Genomic DNA, 21,469 nt, shown 5'->3' with positions numbered 1-21,469 from the left:
GCCGATCAGCGCTCGTAGCGCGAGCGGCTGTTGCGGTTGCCGCCATTGCCGCCATTGCCGCCATTGCCACCGAAGCCGCCGCCAAAGCCGCGGTTGCCGTCACGGTTGCCGAAGCTGCGGCCTTCGCCGTTGCCACGGTAGCCGCCGCTGTTGCGGTTGCCGTCGCCGAAGCTGCGGGCGCCATCGCGGTTGCCGAAGCCGCCGCGATTCTCGTCGCCGAAGCTGCGGGCGCCGTCGCGGTTGCCGAAGCCGCCGCGGTTCTCGTCGCCGAAGCTGCGGCCGCCTTCACGGTTGCCGAAACCACGGGCGCCATCATTCGCGCCGCGGTAGCCGCCGTTACCACCATTGCCGCCCTGGCCACGGTAGCCACCCTCACGGTTGCCGAAGCCGCCGCGGTTGTCGTCGCCGAACGGGCGCGCGCCTTCCGTGCGGTTGCCGAAGCCGCGGCTTTCACCGCCGAACTTGCGGTCGCCAAAGCTGCGCTCGCCGCCGTTGCCGCCAAACTTGCGGTCGCCGAAGCTGCGCTCGCCGCCACGGTAGCCGCCGCCGTTGCCACGGGAATCACCGCGGCCGCCCGGCTTGCCGCCGAAGTTCGAGCGCGGCTTGGGCGAGCGGCGCGGCTCAAGGCCTTCGATCACCGACGCGTCGACGCGCTGGTTGGTAAAGCGCTCGATGCGGCGCCACTGGAACACGTCGCCGTGGTTGACCAGGTTGATGGCGATACCCGAGCGGCCCGCGCGGCCGGTACGGCCGATGCGGTGCACATAGTCCTCGGCCTGCTTGGGCAGGTCGAAGTTCACCACGTGGGTGATGTCGGGCACGTCGATGCCGCGCGCGGCAACGTCGGTGGCCACCAGGATGCGCAGGTTGCCGCGGCGCAGTGCGGTCAGCGTGCGGTTGCGCGCGCCCTGGGTCATATCGCCGTGCAGTGCGCCGGCGGCGAAGCCGGTGTCGGACAGGCGCTCGGCCAGCGAGTCGGCATCGCGCTTGGTCGCGGTGAAGACGATCGCCTGCTTGAGACCGGCGTCGCGCAGCAGGTGGTCGAGCAGGCGCTCCTTGTGCGACATGTCGTCGGTGTAGTGCAGGCGCTGCTCGATATGGCTCTGGTCGGCGCGGGCCGCGGCGATCTCGATGCGTTGCGGATCCTTCAGCTGGCGCGAGGCGAGCTGGGCGATGCGCGCATCCAGCGTGGCCGAGAACATCAGCGTCTGGCGCGAAGCCGGGGTGGCGTTGACGATGGCGTCGATGTCGTCGGCAAAGCCCATGTCGAGCATGCGGTCGGCCTCGTCGAACACCAGCATCTGCAGTGCCGACAGGTCGATGCGGCCGGCGTCGATATGGTCGAGCAGGCGGCCCGGCGTCGCCACCAGGATGTCAGGCATCTTGGACAGCGCGGCCAGCTGCTTGGGGTAGGGCATGCCGCCCAGGATGCTGGCGCAGACGATGCGGCGCAGGTTGCGGCCGTACTTGGCGGCGGCTTCGGTCACTTGCAGCGCCAGTTCGCGCGTCGGGGTCAGCACCAGCAGTGCGGGCTGGGCCGGCGACGGACGGGGGCGCTTGCCCTTCATGCGCTTGGCGGGTTCGGTCGAGCGCTGCGGCGCCGGCATTTCGCTGATGCGCTGAATCGCGGGCAGCATGAATGCGGCGGTCTTGCCCGAGCCGGTCTGGCTCGACACCAGCAGGTCGCGGCCGGCCAGGAAGGCGGGGATGGCCTGCGCCTGCACCGGGGTCGGCGTGTTGTAGTTCAGTTCGGAAAGCGCGCGCAGGATGGCCGCGTCGAGGCCAAGCTTGGCAAAGCCGCTTTCAGTCGGAGTGGTTTCAGTGGCGGCCGCAGCTTCGGCTGCCGGGTTGCCGTTGAGCATGGCGTCGAGCTTGTCGAGCGGGCTCTCGATAATCTGGGCAGCGTCGGAAGTGATCGAAGCGTCGGTCGCGGAGGCAATAGCTTGCTCCGCACGAATGTCGTGCTGGGTCATGTCGTAATGGTCAAATAAATGCATGGCACCCCGAACGCAGAATGGGGTGGGCGCAGTGCAAAGTCTTAAAAAGGCTTCGGCGCCAATCGGTGAGGCCGTTACGACAGACACAGCTGGCAGTACGGCGGCAGGCAGGGCGTTGGCTGGTTCCGCTAGGCGGTCCGGCCATGTCCCTGGCAGGCAAACAGCTCAGGTTTCAGGCTGTTCAACAGGATCGGAGACGAGGCGACGTCAGGTGAGCGGTGCGTTCTGCTGGGCGGCTGGCGCAAACAACAACTAGGCGTCCGGCAGCGAGGAAACAGAGCATGGGAGGGCAGCGGATTCGCCGCGGCATTGAGGTGAAGCCGGTGCCGGGCGGTTGGCGGATCTCACAGTTGCGAAACTCACGGCGCGGATTATAGCAGAGTGGGGAATTTTTGTTGCACTGCGAAAATGTAACCAGATATGTCGGCTGGGCGTCACCTGCATGCATCGCCGCCGCCACCCGGGCTCGCAGAACGTGCCAGCCGGGTTGAAAGGCCGCGGCGCCTGCCTATACTGGAGGCGCGAGCACACAGGATGCCCGCACGGGGCGGACGATAACGTTCCCGCTTTGACCTCCTCCAGCGGCATTGCGCCACTGCTAGCGGCGAGCATTGCGGTCATTGCGCCCAAGCGCCAGTCTTCCTGCGACTCTCCGGGTGGTCCGGATGGGCGTCCGCGTCATGGGCGGAATCATGGGAAGCCTGCCTGGCAAAGAATGACCGAACTGTTGACCGTGTGACCCAGAAGGTCCGGGCCCGTCCGCAACCAAGCCCGCCAGTGACTGGCGGGCTTTTCATTTGCTTGACCGTTTCTTTCTACCCGTTACCGCCCGCGCTTAGCCGCCCGTCCCCTTGTCTGCCGGTTTGCGTGGCAACCGGCCCAGCGGGACCTCCCGTGGCATCACATGGCGATTGCCGGGCAGGCCGCCCGGGTAATCGACGATGCGCGCCGGTCCGCTACGCCGCAGCCCGTGCCATCCCTGGCCGCCGGCAGTGCGCCCGCCGCCCAGGATGGCGGTCATGGCCTGCCGGTCGAGATCCATGCTGTCGGACAAATCCTTGATGACGATTACTGCCATGGCTGTCTCCGGTAACGCGGCGCCACGGCCATGCGGCCGCGGGACCGCTTCAGTATAGGCGGCCGGCTCGCGGTGCTCACCCGCGGGCCGGCCGCCGCTCCCCGTACCCAGGCGCTCAGACTGCGGCAAAGTTGCCGGCCCATTGCGACGGGTTGACGTCGACCTTCACCGGGCCCACGCCGTGGCCGACGAAGCTGTTGTTGAGCGTGTTGACATTGATGCTCTGCAACTGGGCGATGTTCTGGTTGACGTTGACGGTGACGTTGGCCAGCGGGCCGACGTTGCCGACACCGCGGGTGAGCCAGGAATTGCCGCCGCGCACGGCGCGCAGCGAGGCACGGTCGAGGTCTTTGCTGACGGCGAGGTCGCGAACGATGATGGATGACATGATGGTGCTCCTTCAGGTATTTCGATGAGTTTGGCGGGGCGGCTGGCGCGGAGGTTGCATATGTCCACCGCGCGCCGCGGCCGTGGCTGGATCAGCCGTAGATGTTGTTGGTGGCGTTCTGGTTGGTATGCACGTTCGACTTGACGTGATCCAGGAAGGCCGAACCGTTGCCGTTCAGGTTGGTGACGGATTGCATCTGCGCGATCGATTGCTTGGCGTCGATGCTGCCGTCGAACGCCAGCTTGATCGGCGCGTAGACAGCGGCGAAGGGCAGGTAGGCGAGGCCGCCGCGCACGGCGTGCATGCGCTTGCTGTCGAGGGTTTCGGCGGCGGACAGGTCTTTGATGGTCAGCGTGGTCATGATCGTTCTCCGGGTATCGATGTGTGTGCGTGTGTGCGTGTGCAGCTATGGCGCGGGGCTCAGCCGTAGATGTTGTTGGTGGCGTTCTGGTTCGTGTGGACGTTCGACTTGACGTGGTCCAGGAACGCGGAGCCGTTGCCGTTCAGGTTGGTGACAGACTGCATCTGCGCGATTTCCTGCGTGGCGGTGATGCTCTTGTCGATCGACAGCTTCAGCGGCATGTACACCGCGGCGAACGGCATGTAGGTCATGCCGCCGCGTACGGCTTGCATGCCCTTGCGGTCCAGGGTTTCGGCGGAGGACAGGTCCTTGATGGTCAGCGTGGTCATGATGGTCTCCGGTAGCGGAAGGTATTGCCTTTGGGTTTGGATTCGAGCATCGGGTTGGTGTCGCGCTCGGGTTGGATATCGCAGGGAGCGTGCCAGCGCTGCGGCCGGCTTCGCGTGCCGCGCGTAAATGCCTGAAAACAAGGGATTTTTGGCCGGCATGTCGGCTTGGCAGCACGGGCCGCATGCGGAAAAGCGGGGCCAGGAATGGCGGTGTCGCGCCAACACGTGAAGCGCTGGTGTTGGCGCAGCAGTGACAGTTGGCGCCGATCGCGGCCGACGCACGCTGAATCCGCACGTGCATGGCGTTGCGTGCCGACAGCGCAAGGGAAGCGCACGGATTGCGCATGCCATGGGTGCGCACTAGTATCCATCGGAGACAGGGCAACTTCGCACTGCACACAGAGCGCGGGCGACCCTGCCCGAAAACCATGTCAGGGCGAGCCGTGGCCAGTCTTAAAGACCTGATCCGAAAGTTCCAGAACGGCGGACTGTCCGACGACGAATTCGTTGCGTCGTTCGAGACGGCATTGGCCCAGGACCCGACCTCGCCCAGCCAGGCGGCGCGCGTGGTGATCGAGGAAAACACGCGCTTCCCGTTCCCGCCCGCGGTCTATGCGGAGGTCATGCGGCGCATCGAGCGCCGCAGTGCCACCCAGTACGAGGGCGCCACTGAATCCACGCGCATGGCCAGCGGCCCGCATACCGGTTCGCTCTACGCGACCTCGCCGGAGGCCGGCACGCTGCCGAATGCGGCGCATACCAAGGGCGTGGGCGATACGCTGAACGGCCGCTTCGTGCTGGAGGAGTGCCTGGGCGTGGGCGGCATGGGCACGGTGTACAAGGCGCTGGACCTGCGCAAGCTGGAAGCGTCTGACCGCAAGCCCTATATCGCCATCAAGGTGCTGAACCTGCAGTTCAGCGGCCATCCCAAGTCGCTGATCGCGTTGCAGCGCGAAGCGCGCAAGGCCCAGACGCTGGCGCACCGGAACATCGTTACCGTTTACGACTTTGACCGCGACGGGCCGGTGGTCTTCCTGACCATGGAATACCTGTCGGGCAATTCGCTCAACCATGTGCTGAAGGCGCCGGGTTTCAGCGGCATGCCGATGGCGCGCGCCATGCCCATCATCAATGGCATGGGCAACGCACTGGCCTACGCGCACGAACGCGGCTTCGTGCACTGCGACTTCAAGCCCGCCAATGTGTTCCTGACCGACAGCGGCGAGGTCAAGGTGATCGACTTCGGCATCGCGCGGGGCTTCCTGCCGCCGGCGGACGAGTCAGACCGGACCGTGTTCGATCCGGGCTCGCTGGGCGGCATGACGCCGGCCTATGCGAGTCCCGAGATGTTCGAGCATCGCGAGCCCGATCCGCGCGATGACATTTACGCGCTGGCCTGCGTGACCTACGAACTGGTTACAGGCAAGCATCCGTACCAGCGCATGTCGGCCAACCAGGCGCGCGAAGCGGGCGTCAAGCCGCTGCAGCCGCCGCAGCTCAGCCGCACCCAATGGAAAACGCTGCGCGAGTCGCTGTCGCTGGACCGGGCCACGCGCACGCCGACCGTCGCGCGCTTCCTGCACGGCATGAGCGCGGTGCCGGCGACAACCCCGTCGCAGCGCTCGCCGATGATGCTCGGCGGTGTCGCCGCCGTGCTCGCCGGGGTGTCGGCGATCGGCTATTACGCCTGGCATGCCTCCCGGCAGGCCGAGCCGCCGGCCGAGTCGCGCGCCGAGTCACGCGCCGAATCGCCTGCGGAAGCGCCCGCCACGCCGCCTGCGCCAACGCGGGCAGAAACACCCGCGCCGCCTCCCGTGTCACCTCCGCCGCGCCCGGCCGTGTTCTCAATGGCCGACGTCAGCAAGGCGCTCGCCGCGGTGCCGTGTTCGCTGCTCAGCGTCAGCGAGAAGGCCCATACGCTGCGCGTGCGCGGCTTCCTGGACGAGAGCGTGGGGCCGGCGCGCCTGCGCGAGCAACTGGCGGCAATGCCCGGCGTAAAGGGCGTGACCGTCGAAACCCAGCCCTTTGCCGCCGACAAGTGCGATGTCGCCAAACTGATCGCGCCGTACTGGTCCGGCAATCGCGAGGGCGGCGGCGCGTCATCGCTGCGGCTGCGCGGCAAGAGCTCGCAGCTGACCGATGGCACGCCGCTGGTGCTGGAGCTGCGCACGCCGGCGCAGGAGTCCTATGTCTACGTCGATTACTTCGCGGCCGACGGCAAGGTCGCGCACATGGTCCCCAGCACGCGCGTGCCGGCCCACCAGGCCCCGGCAGGCCATCAGGCAACGATTGGCGAGGGCGGCGCGTGGGTCGTGTCGGCGCCGTTCGGCACCGAGCTGGTGGTGCTGCTGACCACGCCGGTGCCGCTGTTCGAAGGGCGCCGTACGGAAGTGGAAGCGCGGCAGGACTACCTGCGCGCGCTGGAGAAGCCGCTGGCGCAGATGGCGCGCACCTACGGCAATGACCGCATCAGCGCGGAGGTCGTGCAGATCTCGACGCGCGCACGCTGACGGGGCGGCCCGCGCGGACTTGCGCTTCACGCCACGCGCCCTGCCACGCGCCCGGCCACGCTATTCCACGCTACTTCACGCGCTATCCACTCGCTATTTCATGTCGCGCGCGACGCGGAAGCCGTTCTGCGACTGCCGCACGCTCGGGCTGTACTTGAAGCGCGTGGAAGACACCATGTAGCTGGCCCCTTCACGCCATGAGCCGCCGCGTATCACGCGCGAACCGCAGGCGTTCTCGTTCCATGCGCGCCCGTCGGCGGGTGCGCCCTTGTACGTGCTGTGCCAGCAGTCGGCCACCCATTCCCACACGCTGCCGTTGACGTCATGCAGGCCCCACGGGTTGGCGGCGAACGAACCCACCGGCGCAGGTGCATCATTGCTCCACGGATCGCCGCAATCCTTGCAGTTGGCGTTGCCCTTGCGCATCTGGTCGCCCCACCAGAACGCGCTGGCGGTGCCGCCGCGCGCCGCGTACTCCCATTCCGATTCGGTCGGCAGGCGGTAGTCCTTGCCAGTGGTCTTGCTGAGCCACGCCACATACTGTTGCGCATCGTCCCAGCTGACATCGCGCACGGGCGAGTTCTTTGCGCTTTCGGCGACGGTCGGCACGCGCTGGCAGCCGCCTGCGTCGACACAGGCATTCCACTGCTCGACCGTGACTTCAAAGCGGCCGATCGCGAACGGCTGGCTGATGGTGACGTGATGGGGCGGCTTCTCCGCCGGATCGCTGGTGTTGCTGCCCATGGTGAAATTGCCTGCGGGCAGCGCAATCAGCGCCGGACAGGCCGGGCAATCGCGGATTTCGCCGGCTCGCGGTGGCGGGGTTGCGACGCTGACCGAGCCACCGGCGGCGGTGCCTGCCTTGGGCGCTGCCGCGGTTGGCGGTGGCGTGGCAGGGCGTGCGGCGGGCGGCGAAGCAGCCGGCGCCCGCGAGACCTGTCCGCCGGCCGACGTGCCAGGGCGTGCGGGCGGCGCCGCAGCTGCGGGCGGCGGCTGCTGCGCCTTGGCGGGTGGCGCGGACGCCTTCAGCCGCTCGAGCCGTGCCTTGGCCAGCACCGCGAAGCGCCCGTTGGGGTATTGCTTCAGGTAAGCCTCATAGTCGGCGGCGTAGTTGCTGTTCTTGATCGATTCCCAGAAGCTGAGCTCGTATTGCTCGTCGGTATCCTTGGGCAGGATGCCGGCCAGCAGCAGCGGGTCCGCGGCGGGCGCTGCAGACGCCGCACCCGCGGAGAGTGCAGCGGAGGCGAGAATCCCGGCCATCGCGGCCAGATGCACGACTGGTAGATTGCGCCACATCTTCACACCTCGTCGGACGGCAGCGAACCCGATTGCATGCCGGCACATGCCTGCGGGCGCATTGTGGTGTTGCCGAGACCTCGACCGGCTTGCTTCAAGATAGCACAGCGCCTGTGTCCCGGGCGAAGCATTGCAATCCCGCCACGCTTCGCCGGGGTCGCATTTTCCGGTCTTGCGTCCTAACCTGAATGACGAATCGCCGAGCGCTGGCCAACAAGCAACAAGAATGGGCTGACGGGACAACGTGATCGGGTTTCGGGCAGATCTCCGGGGAGGGCGCATGTCCAGACGATTCCTGTTCCGCCTGGCGGCGGCCGCGTTGTTTGCCGCCGCGCCATCGCTGTCCTTGTCGACGGCGGCTCCGCCCAATGCCGAGGCCTACATCATCTGGCCACACGACGGCACCGTGATCAGCGGCGGCAAGTTCTGGGTGCGCATGGGGCTGCGCAACATGGGCGTGTGTCCCAAGGGCATCGAGCTGCCGCGCTGTGGCCATCACCACCTGTTGATCGACGTCGAACTGCCGCCGATGGACAAGGAAATCCCGAACGACCGGAACCACCTGCATTTCGGGGCGGGCGAGACGGATGCGCGCATCGAACTGCCGCCTGGCAAGCACACCTTGCAGCTGCTGATGGGCGACGCCAAGCACATACCGTTCGAGCCGCCGATCTATTCGAAGAAGATCACGATCACCGTGCGCTAGCGTTGCGCGCGGCGTGGCATTGCACGGTCACCAGGGGAGAGGGTTATGTCCAGACTACTTGCTGCCGCTGCGCTGGCTGCCAGCGTGCTGTTGTCGTTCGCGGCCCAGGGCGGATCGACGCCGGCGCCGCCGAATGCCTATCTCTACATCGGCTGGCCCAATGACGGGCAGGTGATGCCTGCCGGCAAGCCGTTCAAGGTGTGGTTCGGCCTGCGCAACATGGGGGTGGCTCCGAAGGACGTGAAGTACGCGAACACCGGGCACCACCACCTCTTGATCGACGTCGAACTGCCGCCGATGGACAAGGAAATCCCGAACGACCGCAACCACCTGCATTTCGGCGCCGGCGAGACAGAGACCATGCTGGAGCTGCCGCCGGGAAAGCATACGTTGCAGCTGATCATGGGGGATGACAAGCACATTCCTACCAACCCGCCGGTGTATTCGAAGCGGATCACGATCTACGTGAAGTAGAACGGCTCACATAGGACCGGCGCGCAGCGCAGCCGCAGGCGTTCTTACGTTGATCCGGATAGCAGGGGCCACCAACCTTCTGGGCTCGTTCAGCCAGCCTGTCCATCCCTGCCACCGTGGTGCACCCCTGCGGCAGGCAGCGCCGCTATGTGAGGAAGCGCGGCCCCGTGCGTAATCCCTCGCACAGTACGATAAGAGTGGCCGCCTTTACCCGCGCCCTTCAGGGCGGAACAGGGCGCAAGGCCAACCGCCAGATTCCCAAGCGCAGGCGAACGCGTTCTGAATACCAATCCACCCTGTCACAACTCACCCAACACCCAGCCCCAACCTGTTGGTCAGTACCCATCATCCGCAGCCCGCCACAAAGCCGCGTTGACCCGAGCGGAACCCCAGGATCGATAAAAAACCCCCATATTTTCAAGCGTTTACGAAACACCAATCACCCAACCCCATCCCCTGGCACGCTCCCTGCGATATCCCAACCGAGCGCGACACCAACCCGATGCTCGAACCCAACCCAAGCAACACCATCCGCACCAGGAGCCCATCATGACCACGCTGACCATCAACGACCTGACCACCATCGACACCCTGGACCAGAAGCGCATGCACGCCGTCCGCGGCGGCTTCGCCTACGTCCCGTTCGTCGCCGCCTACATGCCGCTGAAGCTGTCGATCGACAAGAGCATCACCGCCACGCAGGAAATCGCGCAAATGCAGACCGTCACCAACATGAACGGCAACGGCTCCGCGTTCCTGGACCACGTCAAGTCGAACGTCCACACCAACCAGAACGCCACCAACAACATCTACGGCTGAGCCCCACGCCATAGCTGCCAACGCACACACGCACACACATCGATACCCGGAGAACGATCATGCTGACCATCAAAGACCTGGCCGCCACCGAAACCCTCGACAGCAAGCGCATGCAAGCCGTGCGCGGCGGTCTCGCCTACATGCCTTTCGCGGCGGTCTACGCCCCGATCAAGCTCAAGCTCGACAGCAGCATCACCGCCACGCAGGAAATCGCGCAGATGCAGTCTGTCACCAACCTGAATGGCAACGGCTCGGCCTTCCTCGACCATGTCCGTTCGCATGTGGATACCAACCAGAACGCCAGCAACAATATCTATCGTTGAGAAGCTTGTTGAGATGGCGCTGCGCCGCGGGGGCGTCCCCGCGGCGCAATATGCGCCCATCCATGCCCGATCGCCCCTGATGCAGATCGGGGTTGGAGCGCGCGCCCGCGCGCACCACAATACAGACAGACATCCGCGGCCACGGCACGCCAGCGCGTCCCGCCCGCCGCGCACGCACGCAGGAACGCACCGTGCCCGTATCCCTTACTGCCGCTTCCAGGGTCATGCCGACCCAAGCCTCGCGCCGCCTTGCCTGGCTCGCATCCACAGCCTGCGCTGCGTTGCTGGCCGGCTGCGCCGATTTCCGGCCGCCGGTGTACCAGCGCCCGGAAACGCCGGCCAAGGCCGAATGGTCGCGCCAGGACTCGATCACGGTGTCGCCCAGGGAAGCGGTGCAGCCCAACTGGTGGCATAGCTTCAACGACCCGTACCTGAACGGGCTGATCGACCAGGCGCTGGCCGGCAACTACGACATCAAGGTGCTGGCCGCGCGCATCCGCGTGGCCAATGCCCAGATCGGCGAAGCGCGCGCCGGCGGGCTGCCGGTGATCGATATCGGCGCCGGTGCAAGCTTCGAGAAAAGCACCGGGCAGAAGTCGACCTGGACCTACAACGCCGGCGCGCAGCTGAACTGGGACATCGATATCTGGGGCAAGGTCGAAAAGGGCGTGCAGGCGCAGACGGCTGAGTTCCGCGCCACCGAAGCCGACTGGCGCGCCGGCTACCTGACGCTGGTGTCCAATGTATCGACCACTTACTTCACGATCCTGCAGTTCGACGAGCAGATCGAGCAGCAGACGCGCACCGTCGCCAAGAACGGTCAGATCCTCACCACCTACCAGGCCATGTACCAGAACGGCCTGGTGCCAAAAATCCGCGTGATGCAGCAGCAGGCCGAAATCAACCGGCTCAACAAGGATCTGCTGGAGCTGCGCCGCTCGCGCGATGTGGCGGAGAACGCGCTGGCGACGCTGGTGGGCGTGCCCGCGGGCAACCTCAAGGTGCCGGCGGGACGCCTGCAGGACCGCGTGAAGCCGCCTAGCGTGCCGGCTGGCCTGCCGTCGCAGTTGCTGGCGCGCCGTCCCGATATCGTCGCGGCCGAATATCGCGTGCTGGCGGCCTACAACATCGTTGGCCAGGCGCGGCTGGCGCAGCTGCCCACCATCAGCCTGACCGCGCGCGGCGGCACCGCCAGCTTTGCGCTGAGCGACCTGCTCAAGTCCTTCACCTTCGGCTTCATGCCCAGCATCAACCTGCCCATGCTCGATCCCAGCGTGCGCGCCCGCGTGAAAACCACGGAGGCGCAGGTGGGCGTGGCGGAAAACGAATATGGCCGCACCGTGATGACCGCGTTCGAAGAGGTGGAGAGCGCACTGGTCAACGTCGATGCGCACAAGAAGCAGCGCGTCGAGCTGCAGCAGCAGGTCGATCAGCTGCGCGTGGTCTCCGCGCAGATCGAGGCGCAACTCAAGGAAGGCGTGGTCTCGCAACTCGAGGTGTTCGAGACCGAGCGCTCGCTGCTGAACGCGCAGCTGCAGCTGTTGGCGGTCCACCAACAGATCCTGGCCGACACTGTCACGCTGTACAAGGCGCTTGGCGGCGGCTGGCCCGATGCCGAAGTGCGCAACACGGCGGCCAGCCAGCCGCAATAGTGCGCTCCCTGCCGCGCGGCGCGGGCCGGTTCCGGCTGCGCCCGCAGCGCGCTGAATCGCGACGTGACGCATGCGTACGCAACGCGTTGCGCAATGCGCGCGGCCATTGTCTCTTTTCCTGCCCAACGCCGTGAAAACACGCGTCTGCGCGCGTGCCGCAGCCGATTGACTAGCCTAAGCCGTCGCCTACTATGTTCTTAGTCGCTTCACCCCCCCTTGGCCGGCCGCCGCGGCAGCCGCGCTGTTGGCTCCCTGGAAACATGGCTCCTGACGAAGCACTGATCATGGAAATGCCGGTGAAAATGGCCCAGGGGATCGCTCGGGACTCGAGCCAGGATCTGGGGCGGGAATTCGATGTGTTCCTGACGCCGGTCGCGCGGCCGGACCTGGGCGAGATCCGCATCGACGAAGACCTGTTCCCGGTCGGCCGCACCGAGCTGCCGTTTGCCGCTTATCCCGAAGACCTGGCCGCGCCGCTGTCGCGGCGCCACGCGCGCATTTTTGCCGAGCACGGCGCGGTCTATGTCGCTGACCTGGGCAGCAAGAACGGCACGCGCGTGAACGGTGCCGCGGTTGCGCGCCAGCCGGCGCAGCTGCGCGATGGCGATGAGGTGGCATTCGGTCCCGCGCTGTCGTTCCGCGTGCGGCTGTCGGCGCGCGCGCCGCAGCCGGAGCCGCCGCGGGTGGCGCTGACGCTGTTGCCCGAACGCAGCGATGTCGGCCTGCAGCCAATCCACGTCGACGGTTTCCCATACCTGATCAGCAAGGCCGACGATGCCTTTGCGCGCTATCGTGACAACTATCCGCAGCAGGTCAACTACCTGTCGCGGCGGCACGCGCACGTTTATCTGAAGGGCGGCGTGCCGTTCCTGGAGGACCTGGGCAGCACCAACGGCACCTTCGTCAACGGCAGGCGCCTGGCGGACCACGGCGTGGCGCTGGACAACGGCGACCGCATCGCGTTCGGCGGCAGCCATTTCGTCTACAAGGCCGAGGTCAGCCGCGCCGGCGACGACGATGCCACCGCGACGCGTTCGGTGCTGGAGCCTGCCGTGCCGGTGCCCGTGTCTGCCGAACCGAACGCAGGCGATGATGAGGACCGCACCACCTTCGTCGGCGCGGCCGATTCCTTCCTCGACATCTTCTGTGTCGACTACGCCGCGCACCAGGAAGACGAAGTCAACGCCGACGCCGAGGCACAGGCCGCGGCCGCCACCGCCGCGCCGGACGGTGCGCATCCGCCGCGCAAGCGCGGGCGCGTCGCGCTGCTGCTGGCGGAGGCGGCGCGCAGCTTTGGCCTGGACGACGGCGCACGCGTGCGGCGCGCCGCGCGCTGGGGCGGCGCGCTGTTGCTGCTGGCGGTGCTGGCCGGCGTGGCGCTCTACTGGCACGGCGCCGACGAGCGCGCGGTGCAGACGCTGCACGCGGCGGGCGACTATGCCGGCGCGGCAAGGGCTGCCGACAGCTATCTCGCACGCCACCCCGACGATGCCGAGGTGCAAGCGCTTGGCACCGAAGCGCTGCTGCGCGCCTATGTGCCTGGCTGGGTCACGAAGCTCAAGGCCGGCGACTTCGGTGGCGCCGATGACGCGCTCGCGCAGATGCGCAAGCTCGGCACGCATAACGCCGACGTCCGGCCGCTGGTGGCCGAGCTCGAATGGATCGGCCGGCTCGAACGCTATGCCGCACAGCGCGGCGCCGACGCCCCGGTCCGCCTCTACGCCGACGAGGCGCCGATCCGGCAGTTGCTGGCACACTGGAATCAGGACACCATCGCGCACCAGCGCGCGCTTGGGCGCATCGCCGCCGATGTGCCGGCCTTCCGCGATCTCTACGCCGAGGCACTCAGCGACGTGCGCCGGCTGCAGAACGATGCGTCGGTCTACCTGGCGGCGATTGCGCGGCTCGACACCAGCATCGCCACCGAACTCGGGCGCGACCGCCCGGAAGCGCTGCAGCCGGTAATCGCCGACTATCGCGAGAAGTATCCGCGCCTGTCGGGCCTGGACCAGGTGCAGGGCGACCTGGACCGCTATACCGCGCTGCTGCAGGCCTTGCGCGCGCGCCGCCCCGGCACGCTGGTGGCGCGACTGGCCGACAGCCGCTTTGCCACGCCGCCGTTCCGGGCCCAGTTCGCGCAACTGGCACCGCGGCTGCCGCCGCCGGAGATGGCAACGCAGTACGCCAGCGCCGCCAGCGCGTGGCAGAAGGGTGACAGCAACACCGCGCTGGCAGGGATCAGGCAGATCCGCGGCGGTGCCTGGGCCGACGACGTGGCGCGCGACCTCGCGCACAAGCAGAAGGTGGCGGCGCAGTTTGCCGAGCTGCAGTCGGCGCGCGGCAGCAAGGGTTATGAAGACCGCCTGCTCGGCTTCTACGCCATGCTCGACGCCGACGAGGACAAGTTCTTCGCCAAGGCGGTGGAGGCCGATGTCAACGGCGTGCGCGACAGCGCGCTGCGGCGCGCGCGCGAACTGATGGGCAGCGCCGTCGCCGCGTGGAAGCAATACCGCAGCAACGGCGTGATCGGCAGCGAGCAGCGGCTCGAACCCGGCATCTCGCCCAAGTTCCGTGCGCAGGCCCGGCTGTTGTCGCAGGCGCAGGAAGACGCGCGCCAGGGCATGCGCATCTTTACGCAGCTGCGCGCCGGCGAAAGTGCCGACCTGGCGCAGCTGGCCAAGGTCGAGGAAGAGATCCGTGCCGAGGCCGACCATCAGCGCCATGCGTTGCAAGAGCTGCGCACCGTGCTCGATCCCGCCGTACTCAAGACCAAGCTTGAGCTGATCGGCGGCGAAGACAGCGGCAAGGTTCCCGCGGATGCCGCCACTACAGACGCGGCCGCCGCGCCGCCAAAGCCAGCGTGGCAACCATGAAGGACGATTCCCGCCAGGCTGGCCTGAAGCCGTTGTCCGAAGCGCTGGAAGACCACAGCGCCGAAGGCATCGGCCTGCTGACCGCCGAGCCTTCGCGGCTGGGCATGCTGACCATCGTCACTACGTTTGCGCTGGTGATGTGCGGGCTGGTGTGGTCATTCGTCGGCCATGCCGATGTCATCGTCACCGCGCAGGGAACGCTGGCCCCCGAATCGGAAGTGCGGCGCTTCTATGCGCCGGTCGACGGCGAGCTGGCCGACCTGTACGTCGCCGAAGGGCAGCCGGTGTCCAAGGACGACGTGCTGGCGCGGCTGAATGCGCGCGGCGCGATCGAGGCCGCCGCCAATGCGCTGGAGGCGCAGCTCAAGCTGGAGGATTCCGAGCGCGACTGGAAGCAGTTCCCGGAGAAGAAGGCGCTGATGGAACGCCGCGCGGCCGCGCTCAAGCAGCAGATCGACGTGGCCACGCGCCAGCACGAGAATCGCCTGGCCCAGGGCACCACGCGGCTGGCCGAGGAACAGCGCGCGCAGCTGCAGGAAGCGCGCAGCAACCTGGAGAACAGCCGGCGTGCGCGCGAGTTCGCGCGCCAGGAACAGGACCGCTATGCGCGCCTGCTGGCGCTGCCCGGTGGCGGCGGTGTCTCGCAGTCGCAGGTCGATGCCAAGCGCGCCGCGGCGCAGGACGCAGAGAACAACCTGCGTGTGGCGCAGTCTCGGCTGAGCGAACTCGACGCGCGACTGGCCCGCGAGATGACCCAGGCCGGCGCGCTGCTCGAAAGCAGCGGGCAAGACCTGGCCGGGCTGCGCGTGCAGTACGACGCCGCGATGCGCGAAATCTCCAGTACCGAAGACAAGCTGCGGCTGCAGGTGCAGACCGCACGGCTGGTGGCCGACGCGGCCGCGCGCATCCGCTTCGAGAACATCGACAAGGACAACTTCCTGCTGATCCTGGCGCCGGTGTCGGGCGTGATCACTGACGTCACCTCTACCCAGCGCGGCGACAAGGTGCAGGCCAATTCGCCGCTGGGCGGGATTGCGCCGAAGGACGCGCGCCCGGTGGTCAAGATCGTCATCGCCGAGCGCGACCGCGCCTTCCTGCGCGAAGGGCTGCCGGTCAAGCTCAAGTTCAGCGCATTCCCGTACCAGCGCTACGGGATCCTGGAAGGCACGCTCGAATTCATTTCGCCCGCGACCAAGCCGGGCCCCGACAAGCAGCCGGTCTACGAAGGCAGGGTGCGCCTCGCGCGCGACTACTACACCGTGGCCGACAGCAAGTATCCGTTGCGCTATGGCATGACTGCCACGGCGGAGATCGTGGTGCGCGAGCGCCGTCTGATCGACCTGGGGCTCGACCCCTTCCGCGAGGTGGCGGGATAAATGCCGGCAGCAGCCGGGGGAACACAGGAATACCCGATCTGGAAGCCCGTGCGCACGCACCGGGCCGTCAAAGGAGCCTAGACATGACTGGCATTGTCCGTATCGACGACGAGGTGCTCGGCGTCGAGGAATTCGTGCGGCTGCTCAAGCTGACCGGGCAGTTCGAAGGGCTGGTCGAGCAGATGGTGCGCGACAAGCTGACCGTGCATGCCGCGAAACGGCAGGGCATGGTGGTCACGCCCGAGGAAATCCAGGAGCGCGCCGACCAGTTCCGCCGCGTGCAGGGGCTGCATCGCGCCGCCGACATGAACCACTACCTCGACGCGCTGAACGTCAGCCTCGACGAGTTCGAAGCGTTCATCACCGACAACCTGTACCAGGAGCGGATGATGGAACAGGTCTGCAGCGAGGGTGCGGTGCAGGAGTACTTTTCGCTCAACTCGCCGCGCTTCGACAGCATCGAGGTCAGCCATATCGTGGTCGACAGCGAAGGCAAGGCCAAGGAGCTGATCTCTTACCTGCAGGACGATCCCGACAGCTTCGCCGAGATGGCGCGCGAGCATTCGATCGCCGACACGCGCGAGCACGGCGGCGAGATCGGCAAGGTGCTGCGCGGCTCGCTCAAGACCGATATCGAGGCCAAGGTGTTCAACGCAGAGCCGGGCGACCTGCTGGGACCGTTCCCGGCGCCGGACCGCTCCTTCTTCGAGGTCTTCCTGGTGCGCGCCAAGCATCCCGCCACGCTCGACAGCGAAGTCGCGGTCGAAGTGCGACGGCTGCTGCGCGAGGACTGGCTGATGGGCAGGGCGCAGGAACATGTCATCGAAGCCCGCTAGCGAGTCTGGCGAATCGGCCGCCGCCACTGCCCCGACGGCCCCGACAGCCTCGGGAATGGCCGAGGGCGGATCCGCGCTGGCCGTTTTCCTGGCCAGCGTGGAAATCCTGTCGGTGCTGACGCCTGAGGAGCTGGCGCGCCTGGCCGACGCCGCGCAGGTGCTGACCTTTGGCTTTGGCGACACGGTCTGCAATGCCGGCGACGCCGCGCCTGGCCTGTTTATCGTCAAGTCGGGCTCCGTGCGCGTGTTCAACGAAGAGCATGGCAAGGAAATCAGCATGGGCGTGCGCAAGGCCGGCGAGGTCTTTGCGGATATCGCGCTGCTGCGCGAGTACCGGCACGAATCGTCGGTGCGCGCCTCGGGCAAGACCGAGTTGCTGATGATCCCGCGCAGCGTGGCCGAACCGCTGGTCGCCGGCAACCCGGCCGCGCTGTCCTTTGTTACCAGCTATGTCGCGATCAGTTCCGCCGGGGGCTTTGTCGCGCGGTTGTTCGACCTTCGCGGCAAGCTCGACAAGCAGGAACTTGCGGATGCCGTGCGCAGCGTTGGCGTCAAGCGCGTGGGAGCCGGCAAGGAGATCCTGAAGCAGGACGGGCGCGAGGACCGCCGCCTGTACGTGGTGCGCCAGGGCACCGTGCGCGTGGTGCGCAGCGAGGAGGGCAGCGAGTTCCCGCTGGCGACGCTGGGGCAGGGCGACATCTTCGGCGAGCGCGCCTGCGTGATGCGGCAGGAGCAGCTGGCATCGGCCATCGCCGAGACCGACGTGCGCCTGCTGGTCATCCCCGAGAAGACCGTGCAGCTGATCCTTGAGCGCAACCCGCGCCTGCGCGAGGTGCTGGAAGAGCGCATCCGCGCGCTCGACCGCGAGCTGCATCGGCAGAAGAAGCTGGCCGAGCGGCGCAAGCGCCCGGTGCTGCTGGACCTGCATTCGAAGCCCGAGCTGGGCGAGAAGATGATCCGCCGCTTCGGCCTGGTCGAGCAGGCCGAGGAGATGGACTGCGGCGCGGCCTGCCTGGCGATGATCTGCCGGCACTACGGCATCCCGATGACGCTGGGCAAGCTGCGCGAGCTGGCCAACGTGACCACGCAGGGGGCCACGCTCGACAGCCTGGCGCGTGCGGGCGAGTCGCTGGGCTTCACCACGCGCGGCGTGCAATGCACGCGCGACTCGCTGATGGGCTTCGAGCTGCCGTTCATCGTGCACTGGGAAGGCTACCACTACGTTGTGGTGTACGGCATCTCGTCGCGCTGGGTGTGGGTGGCCGATCCCGCCATCGGCTTCCGCAAGATGAGCGCGGAAGAGTTCGAGCGCGGCTGGAGCGGCACCTGCCTGCTGTTCTCGCCGGGCGAGAGCATGACGCAGCTGTCGGTGCAGCGCTCGCCGTGGCTGCGTTTCATCAGCTACCTGGCGCCGTACAAGAAGATCCTGGCGCACCTGTTCCTGGCCACCTTCGTGATCCAGATGCTGGGCGTGGTGCCGCCGCTGATCATCCAGAACATCCTCGACGGTGTGGTGGTGCACCAGAACGTGGGGCTGCTGCACCTGCTGATCGCCGGGCTCATCATCGCCAACGTGTTCTCGCAGCTGATGTCGACGATCCGCGCCTACCTGGCCAACTTCATGGTGCGCAACATGGATTTCGCCATGATGTCGCACTTCTTCAAGCACACGATGTCGCTGCCGCTCTCGTTCTTCGCCAAGCGCAAGACCGGCGACATCTTCGCGCGCTTCCAGGAGAACCAGACCATCCGCGCCTTCCTGACGGAGTCGACGGTGACCACGGCGCTGAACCTGCTGATGGTGTTTATCTACTTCACCATCATGTTCCTCTACAACGTCAAGCTGACGCTGCTGCTGATTGCCTTCGTGATCCCGATCGCGGCGCTGACGATCGTGGTGACGCCGAAGGTCAAGACCTATGCGCGCGAGGTCTTTGCCGCGTCGACCGATGCCAAGGCCTACCTGATGGAAACGCTGGGCGGCGCCGAGACCGTCAAGGGCATGGGCATCGAGCGTCCGGTGCGGCTGCGCTGGGAGCGCAAGTACACCAAGGCGCTGGAGGCGCAGTACAAGGCGCAGGCGTTCCATATCCTGGTGGGGCTGGTGAGCCAGCTGCTCAACGCCGCCACCACCATCGCGGTGCTGTGGGTGGGCGCGACGCTGGTGCTGGAGCGCGAGCTGACCATCGGCCAGCTGATCGCCTTCAACGCCTTCATGGGCAGCGTGCTGGCGCCGTTGATGGGTCTGGTCGCCCTGTGGAGCCAGCTCAACGATGCGGGCGTGGCGATGGAGCGGCTTGGCGACGTGCTCGACCTGGAGCCAGAGCAGAAGCCGCAGGACGTGCTGTCGCGCGTGATGCTGCCCGACCTGCAGGGCGAGATCGTGATGAAGGACCTGTATTTCCGCTACGGCGGCGAAGACACGCCCTACGTGCTGGAGAACATCAGCTTCACCATCCGGCCAGGCGAGATGGTCGCCATCGTCGGGCGCAGCGGTTCGGGCAAGACCACGCTGGCCAAGCTGCTGGTGGGCTTCTACAAGCCGACCGAGGGCTCGATGTCGGTGGACGGCTATGACCTCAACGTGATCGACGCGGCGTTCTACCGCGCGCAGGTCGGCTATGTGATGCAGTCCAACCTGCTGTTCTCCGGCACCATCGCCGAGAACATCGCCTGCGGCGACGACAGTCCCGACCGCCGCCGCATCGAGGAAGTGGCCCGCATGGCCGACGCCCACGCCTTTATCAGCAAGCTGCCGCTCGGCTACGAGCAGGTGGTGGGCGAGCGCGGCATGGGGTTGTCGGGCGGGCAGATCCAGCGGCTTTGCATCGCCCGCGCGCTGTACCACGACCCGCGGCTGCTGGTGTTCGACGAAGCCACCTCGGCGCTGGATACGCAATCTGAAAGCAACATCCTGGCGAACATGCAGGAGATCCTGCGTGGGCGCACCGCGGTCATCATCGCGCACCGCCTCAGCACCATCATGCAGGCCGACAAGATCCTGGTGCTGTATGAAGGCTCGATCGTCGAGCAGGGCAGGCACGAAGAACTGCTGGAACGCAAGGGCATGTATTTCCAACTGGTGCAGAAGCAACTGAGCGCAGCATGAAGCTATTCAACCAGGGTGCCACCCCCGCCTCGGTGACCTCGCCGGTGTCGTTCGCCGGGCTGATCGAGAAGATCGAGATCCTGCGCTCGACGCTGCGCTGGGCATCCCGGCTAGACCGGCCCGATATCGAGAAGCTGCTCAAGCAGGCCACCACGCTGCGCGACGAGGTCATGGGGCTGTCGCACAAGGAGCGCTTCGTGCAGGCGGCAACCTCGGCCGATGCCGAAGCCGCGCCGCCGGCGCAGGAAGTCGAGCGCATGCCGCGCGAGCGGCGCCAGGCGCTGATGGAGCGCAGCTTTATCTTCGAGGGCACCTTTGGCGACAACCCCAAGCTGCTCGAAGCGCTGGAAATTGCCGAGAAAGCCGCGCCAACCGACCTGCCGGTGCTGATCGACGGCGAGAGCGGCACCGGCAAGGAACTGATGGCCAAGGTGATCCACGCCAATGGTTCGCGCACGGACAAGCCGTTCATCTCGGTCAACTGCGGCGCGATTCCCGACAGCCTGCTCGAATCCGAACTGTTCGGCCACAAGAAGGGCGCATTCACCGGCGCCAGCAACGACCGGCGCGGCAAGTTCGAGAGCGCGCATACCGGCACCATCTTCCTGGACGAGATCGGGGAGTTGCCGCTGACCGGGCAGGTCAAGCTGCTGCGCGTGCTGGAGGCGCACGAGATCCAGCGCGTGGGCTCGGACGAGATCATCTCGGTCGACACGCGCATCGTTGCCGCCACCAACAAGGACCTGCGCAAGATGAGCGAGGTCGGCACCTTCCGCGAAGACCTGTTCTACCGACTGAGCGTCATCCACGTCAGCCTGCCGGCGCTGCGCGAGCGGCACGACGAGATCCCGCTGCTGGTGTCCTACTTCAGCGACGAGGCCGCCAGCATGCTCAAGCGCGCGCCGGTCAGGCTGACGCCGCGGCTGCGCGATTTCCTGCTGCACTACGACTACCCGGGCAATATCCGCGAGCTGCGCAACCTGATGTACCGGCTCTCGTGCCTGGCCGGCGACACCGCCGACCTGGCGCAGCTGCCGCAGGACATCCGGCCCAAGCCGGCGGCGCTGGCGGTGGTTGGGGCGGTGGGGGCAGGTGCGGCGGACATCGCCATGCCGACGTCGCTCAGCGAGGCCAAGCGCGCGGCCAGCGACGAAGCCGAGCGCGCCTTCCTGGAACGCGGGCTGCAGGAGGTTGGCGGCACCGTGGCCGAGCTGGCGCGGCGCTTCGACATGAACCGCTCGCACCTGCAGATGCTGCTGAAGAAGCACGGCATCCACTCCAAGGATTTCCGCGCCAGCCGGCAGGCGGACGGGAGCAAGGGGTAGGGGCGGTACTCGGTAGG

17 protein-coding genes are annotated in these 21,469 nt (G+C 66.9%); 11 read left to right on the top strand and 6 right to left on the bottom strand.

Annotation, left to right across the window (positions count from 1 at the left end; genetic code table 11):
• Window positions 1–5 precede the first annotated feature (5 nt).
• The 5 genes from CTP10_RS11835 to CTP10_RS11815 all read right to left on the bottom strand — a co-directional run bounded on the left by CTP10_RS11835 (window position 6) and on the right by CTP10_RS11815 (window position 4,153).
• Window positions 6–1,973 carry a DEAD/DEAH box helicase gene (locus CTP10_RS11835; RefSeq protein ID WP_116320894.1) on the bottom strand — a complete coding sequence of 656 codons (1,968 nt, stop codon included), beginning with the start codon at window positions 1,971–1,973 and terminating at the stop codon, window positions 6–8.
• Window positions 1,974–2,832: 859 nt separating this feature from the next.
• Window positions 2,833–3,075, bottom strand: coding sequence for a hypothetical protein (locus CTP10_RS11830; protein WP_116320895.1), 243 nt, complete (start codon window positions 3,073–3,075; stop codon window positions 2,833–2,835).
• Between the two features lie 115 nt (window positions 3,076–3,190).
• Entirely contained in the window at window positions 3,191–3,463 is a 273-nt protein-coding gene (locus CTP10_RS11825; protein WP_116320896.1) for a hypothetical protein, read from the bottom strand.
• A gap of 91 nt (window positions 3,464–3,554) precedes the next feature.
• Window positions 3,555–3,824 (bottom strand): hypothetical protein, encoded by a 270-nt coding sequence (locus tag CTP10_RS11820; RefSeq protein WP_116320897.1) that lies wholly within the window; start codon window positions 3,822–3,824, stop codon window positions 3,555–3,557.
• A 59-nt stretch (window positions 3,825–3,883) separates the two neighbouring features.
• Window positions 3,884–4,153 carry a hypothetical protein gene (locus CTP10_RS11815; protein WP_116320898.1) on the bottom strand — a complete coding sequence of 90 codons (270 nt, stop codon included), beginning with the start codon at window positions 4,151–4,153 and terminating at the stop codon, window positions 3,884–3,886.
• A 428-nt stretch (window positions 4,154–4,581) separates the two neighbouring features.
• On the opposite strand from CTP10_RS11815, the gene CTP10_RS11810 reads away from it, so the two are divergent.
• A complete protein-coding gene (locus tag CTP10_RS11810) occupies window positions 4,582–6,663 on the top strand; it encodes a serine/threonine protein kinase (protein ID WP_116320899.1) in 2,082 nt (693 codons plus the stop codon).
• 93 nt (window positions 6,664–6,756) lie between these two features.
• On the opposite strand, the gene CTP10_RS11805 is transcribed toward CTP10_RS11810, so the two are convergent.
• A complete protein-coding gene (locus CTP10_RS11805) occupies window positions 6,757–7,923 on the bottom strand; it encodes a formylglycine-generating enzyme family protein (RefSeq protein WP_442875125.1) in 1,167 nt (388 codons plus the stop codon).
• A 316-nt stretch (window positions 7,924–8,239) separates the two neighbouring features.
• Here CTP10_RS11805 and CTP10_RS11800 point away from each other — a divergent pair, with 316 nt between their 5' ends.
• The 10 genes from CTP10_RS11800 to CTP10_RS11755 all read left to right on the top strand — a co-directional run bounded on the left by CTP10_RS11800 (window position 8,240) and on the right by CTP10_RS11755 (window position 21,452).
• Window positions 8,240–8,665 (top strand): DUF4399 domain-containing protein, encoded by a 426-nt coding sequence (locus CTP10_RS11800; protein WP_116320901.1) that lies wholly within the window; start codon window positions 8,240–8,242, stop codon window positions 8,663–8,665.
• A gap of 45 nt (window positions 8,666–8,710) precedes the next feature.
• Window positions 8,711–9,139, top strand: coding sequence for a DUF4399 domain-containing protein (locus CTP10_RS11795; protein WP_116320902.1), 429 nt, complete (start codon window positions 8,711–8,713; stop codon window positions 9,137–9,139).
• A gap of 549 nt (window positions 9,140–9,688) precedes the next feature.
• Window positions 9,689–9,958, top strand: coding sequence for a hypothetical protein (locus tag CTP10_RS11790; RefSeq protein WP_063241792.1), 270 nt, complete (start codon window positions 9,689–9,691; stop codon window positions 9,956–9,958).
• A 59-nt stretch (window positions 9,959–10,017) separates the two neighbouring features.
• The gene (locus CTP10_RS11785) at window positions 10,018–10,281 is read left to right on the top strand and encodes a hypothetical protein (RefSeq protein WP_116320903.1); all 264 of its coding nucleotides are present in this window, start codon (window positions 10,018–10,020) and stop codon (window positions 10,279–10,281) included.
• A gap of 224 nt (window positions 10,282–10,505) precedes the next feature.
• Complete coding sequence (locus CTP10_RS11780; RefSeq protein ID WP_116320904.1) at window positions 10,506–11,933, top strand: efflux transporter outer membrane subunit; 1,428 nt, start codon at window positions 10,506–10,508, stop codon at window positions 11,931–11,933.
• Between the two features lie 260 nt (window positions 11,934–12,193).
• A complete protein-coding gene (locus CTP10_RS11775) occupies window positions 12,194–14,806 on the top strand; it encodes an FHA domain-containing protein (RefSeq protein WP_116320905.1) in 2,613 nt (870 codons plus the stop codon).
• Window positions 14,803–16,182: an HlyD family efflux transporter periplasmic adaptor subunit gene (locus CTP10_RS11770; RefSeq protein WP_116320906.1), complete on the top strand. Its 1,380-nt coding sequence runs from the start codon at window positions 14,803–14,805 to the stop codon at window positions 16,180–16,182. The genes CTP10_RS11775 and CTP10_RS11770 overlap by 4 nt, the downstream gene beginning before the upstream one ends.
• A gap of 83 nt (window positions 16,183–16,265) precedes the next feature.
• Window positions 16,266–17,018, top strand: a complete 753-nt coding sequence (locus tag CTP10_RS11765; RefSeq protein WP_116320907.1) for a peptidylprolyl isomerase — start codon at window positions 16,266–16,268, stop codon at window positions 17,016–17,018.
• Window positions 16,999–20,127 (top strand): peptidase domain-containing ABC transporter, encoded by a 3,129-nt coding sequence (locus CTP10_RS11760; RefSeq protein ID WP_442875079.1) that lies wholly within the window; start codon window positions 16,999–17,001, stop codon window positions 20,125–20,127. Before CTP10_RS11765 ends, CTP10_RS11760 begins: the two co-directional genes overlap by 20 nt.
• Window positions 20,124–21,452, top strand: a complete 1,329-nt coding sequence (locus CTP10_RS11755; RefSeq protein WP_116320909.1) for a sigma-54 interaction domain-containing protein — start codon at window positions 20,124–20,126, stop codon at window positions 21,450–21,452. The genes CTP10_RS11760 and CTP10_RS11755 overlap by 4 nt, the downstream gene beginning before the upstream one ends.
• Window positions 21,453–21,469 lie beyond the last annotated feature (17 nt).

Origin of the sequence: Cupriavidus sp. P-10, from assembly GCF_003402535.2 — a bacterium.
Lineage (GTDB): Bacteria > Pseudomonadota > Gammaproteobacteria > Burkholderiales > Burkholderiaceae > Cupriavidus.
This window is presented reverse-complemented; position numbering and strand designations above follow the sequence as displayed.

Bases quoted from the DNA above. Each gene is read 5' to 3' on its own strand.
- CTP10_RS11835 (WP_116320894.1), bottom strand. From the start codon at position 1,973: ATGACCCAGCACGACATTCGTGCGGAGCAAGCTATTGCCTCCGCGACC.
- CTP10_RS11830 (WP_116320895.1), bottom strand. From the start codon at position 3,075: ATGGCAGTAATCGTCATCAAGGATTTGTCCGACAGCATGGATCTCGAC.
- CTP10_RS11825 (WP_116320896.1), bottom strand. From the start codon at position 3,463: ATGTCATCCATCATCGTTCGCGACCTCGCCGTCAGCAAAGACCTCGAC.
- CTP10_RS11820 (WP_116320897.1), bottom strand. From the start codon at position 3,824: ATGACCACGCTGACCATCAAAGACCTGTCCGCCGCCGAAACCCTCGAC.
- CTP10_RS11815 (WP_116320898.1), bottom strand. From the start codon at position 4,153: ATGACCACGCTGACCATCAAGGACCTGTCCTCCGCCGAAACCCTGGAC.
- CTP10_RS11810 (WP_116320899.1), top strand. From the start codon at position 4,582: ATGTCAGGGCGAGCCGTGGCCAGTCTTAAAGACCTGATCCGAAAGTTC.
- CTP10_RS11805 (WP_442875125.1), bottom strand. From the start codon at position 7,923: ATGGCCGGGATTCTCGCCTCCGCTGCACTCTCCGCGGGTGCGGCGTCT.
- CTP10_RS11800 (WP_116320901.1), top strand. From the start codon at position 8,240: ATGTCCAGACGATTCCTGTTCCGCCTGGCGGCGGCCGCGTTGTTTGCC.
- CTP10_RS11795 (WP_116320902.1), top strand. From the start codon at position 8,711: ATGTCCAGACTACTTGCTGCCGCTGCGCTGGCTGCCAGCGTGCTGTTG.
- CTP10_RS11790 (WP_063241792.1), top strand. From the start codon at position 9,689: ATGACCACGCTGACCATCAACGACCTGACCACCATCGACACCCTGGAC.
- CTP10_RS11785 (WP_116320903.1), top strand. From the start codon at position 10,018: ATGCTGACCATCAAAGACCTGGCCGCCACCGAAACCCTCGACAGCAAG.
- CTP10_RS11780 (WP_116320904.1), top strand. From the start codon at position 10,506: ATGCCGACCCAAGCCTCGCGCCGCCTTGCCTGGCTCGCATCCACAGCC.
- CTP10_RS11775 (WP_116320905.1), top strand. From the start codon at position 12,194: ATGGCTCCTGACGAAGCACTGATCATGGAAATGCCGGTGAAAATGGCC.
- CTP10_RS11770 (WP_116320906.1), top strand. From the start codon at position 14,803: ATGAAGGACGATTCCCGCCAGGCTGGCCTGAAGCCGTTGTCCGAAGCG.
- CTP10_RS11765 (WP_116320907.1), top strand. From the start codon at position 16,266: ATGACTGGCATTGTCCGTATCGACGACGAGGTGCTCGGCGTCGAGGAA.
- CTP10_RS11760 (WP_442875079.1), top strand. From the start codon at position 16,999: ATGTCATCGAAGCCCGCTAGCGAGTCTGGCGAATCGGCCGCCGCCACT.
- CTP10_RS11755 (WP_116320909.1), top strand. From the start codon at position 20,124: ATGAAGCTATTCAACCAGGGTGCCACCCCCGCCTCGGTGACCTCGCCG.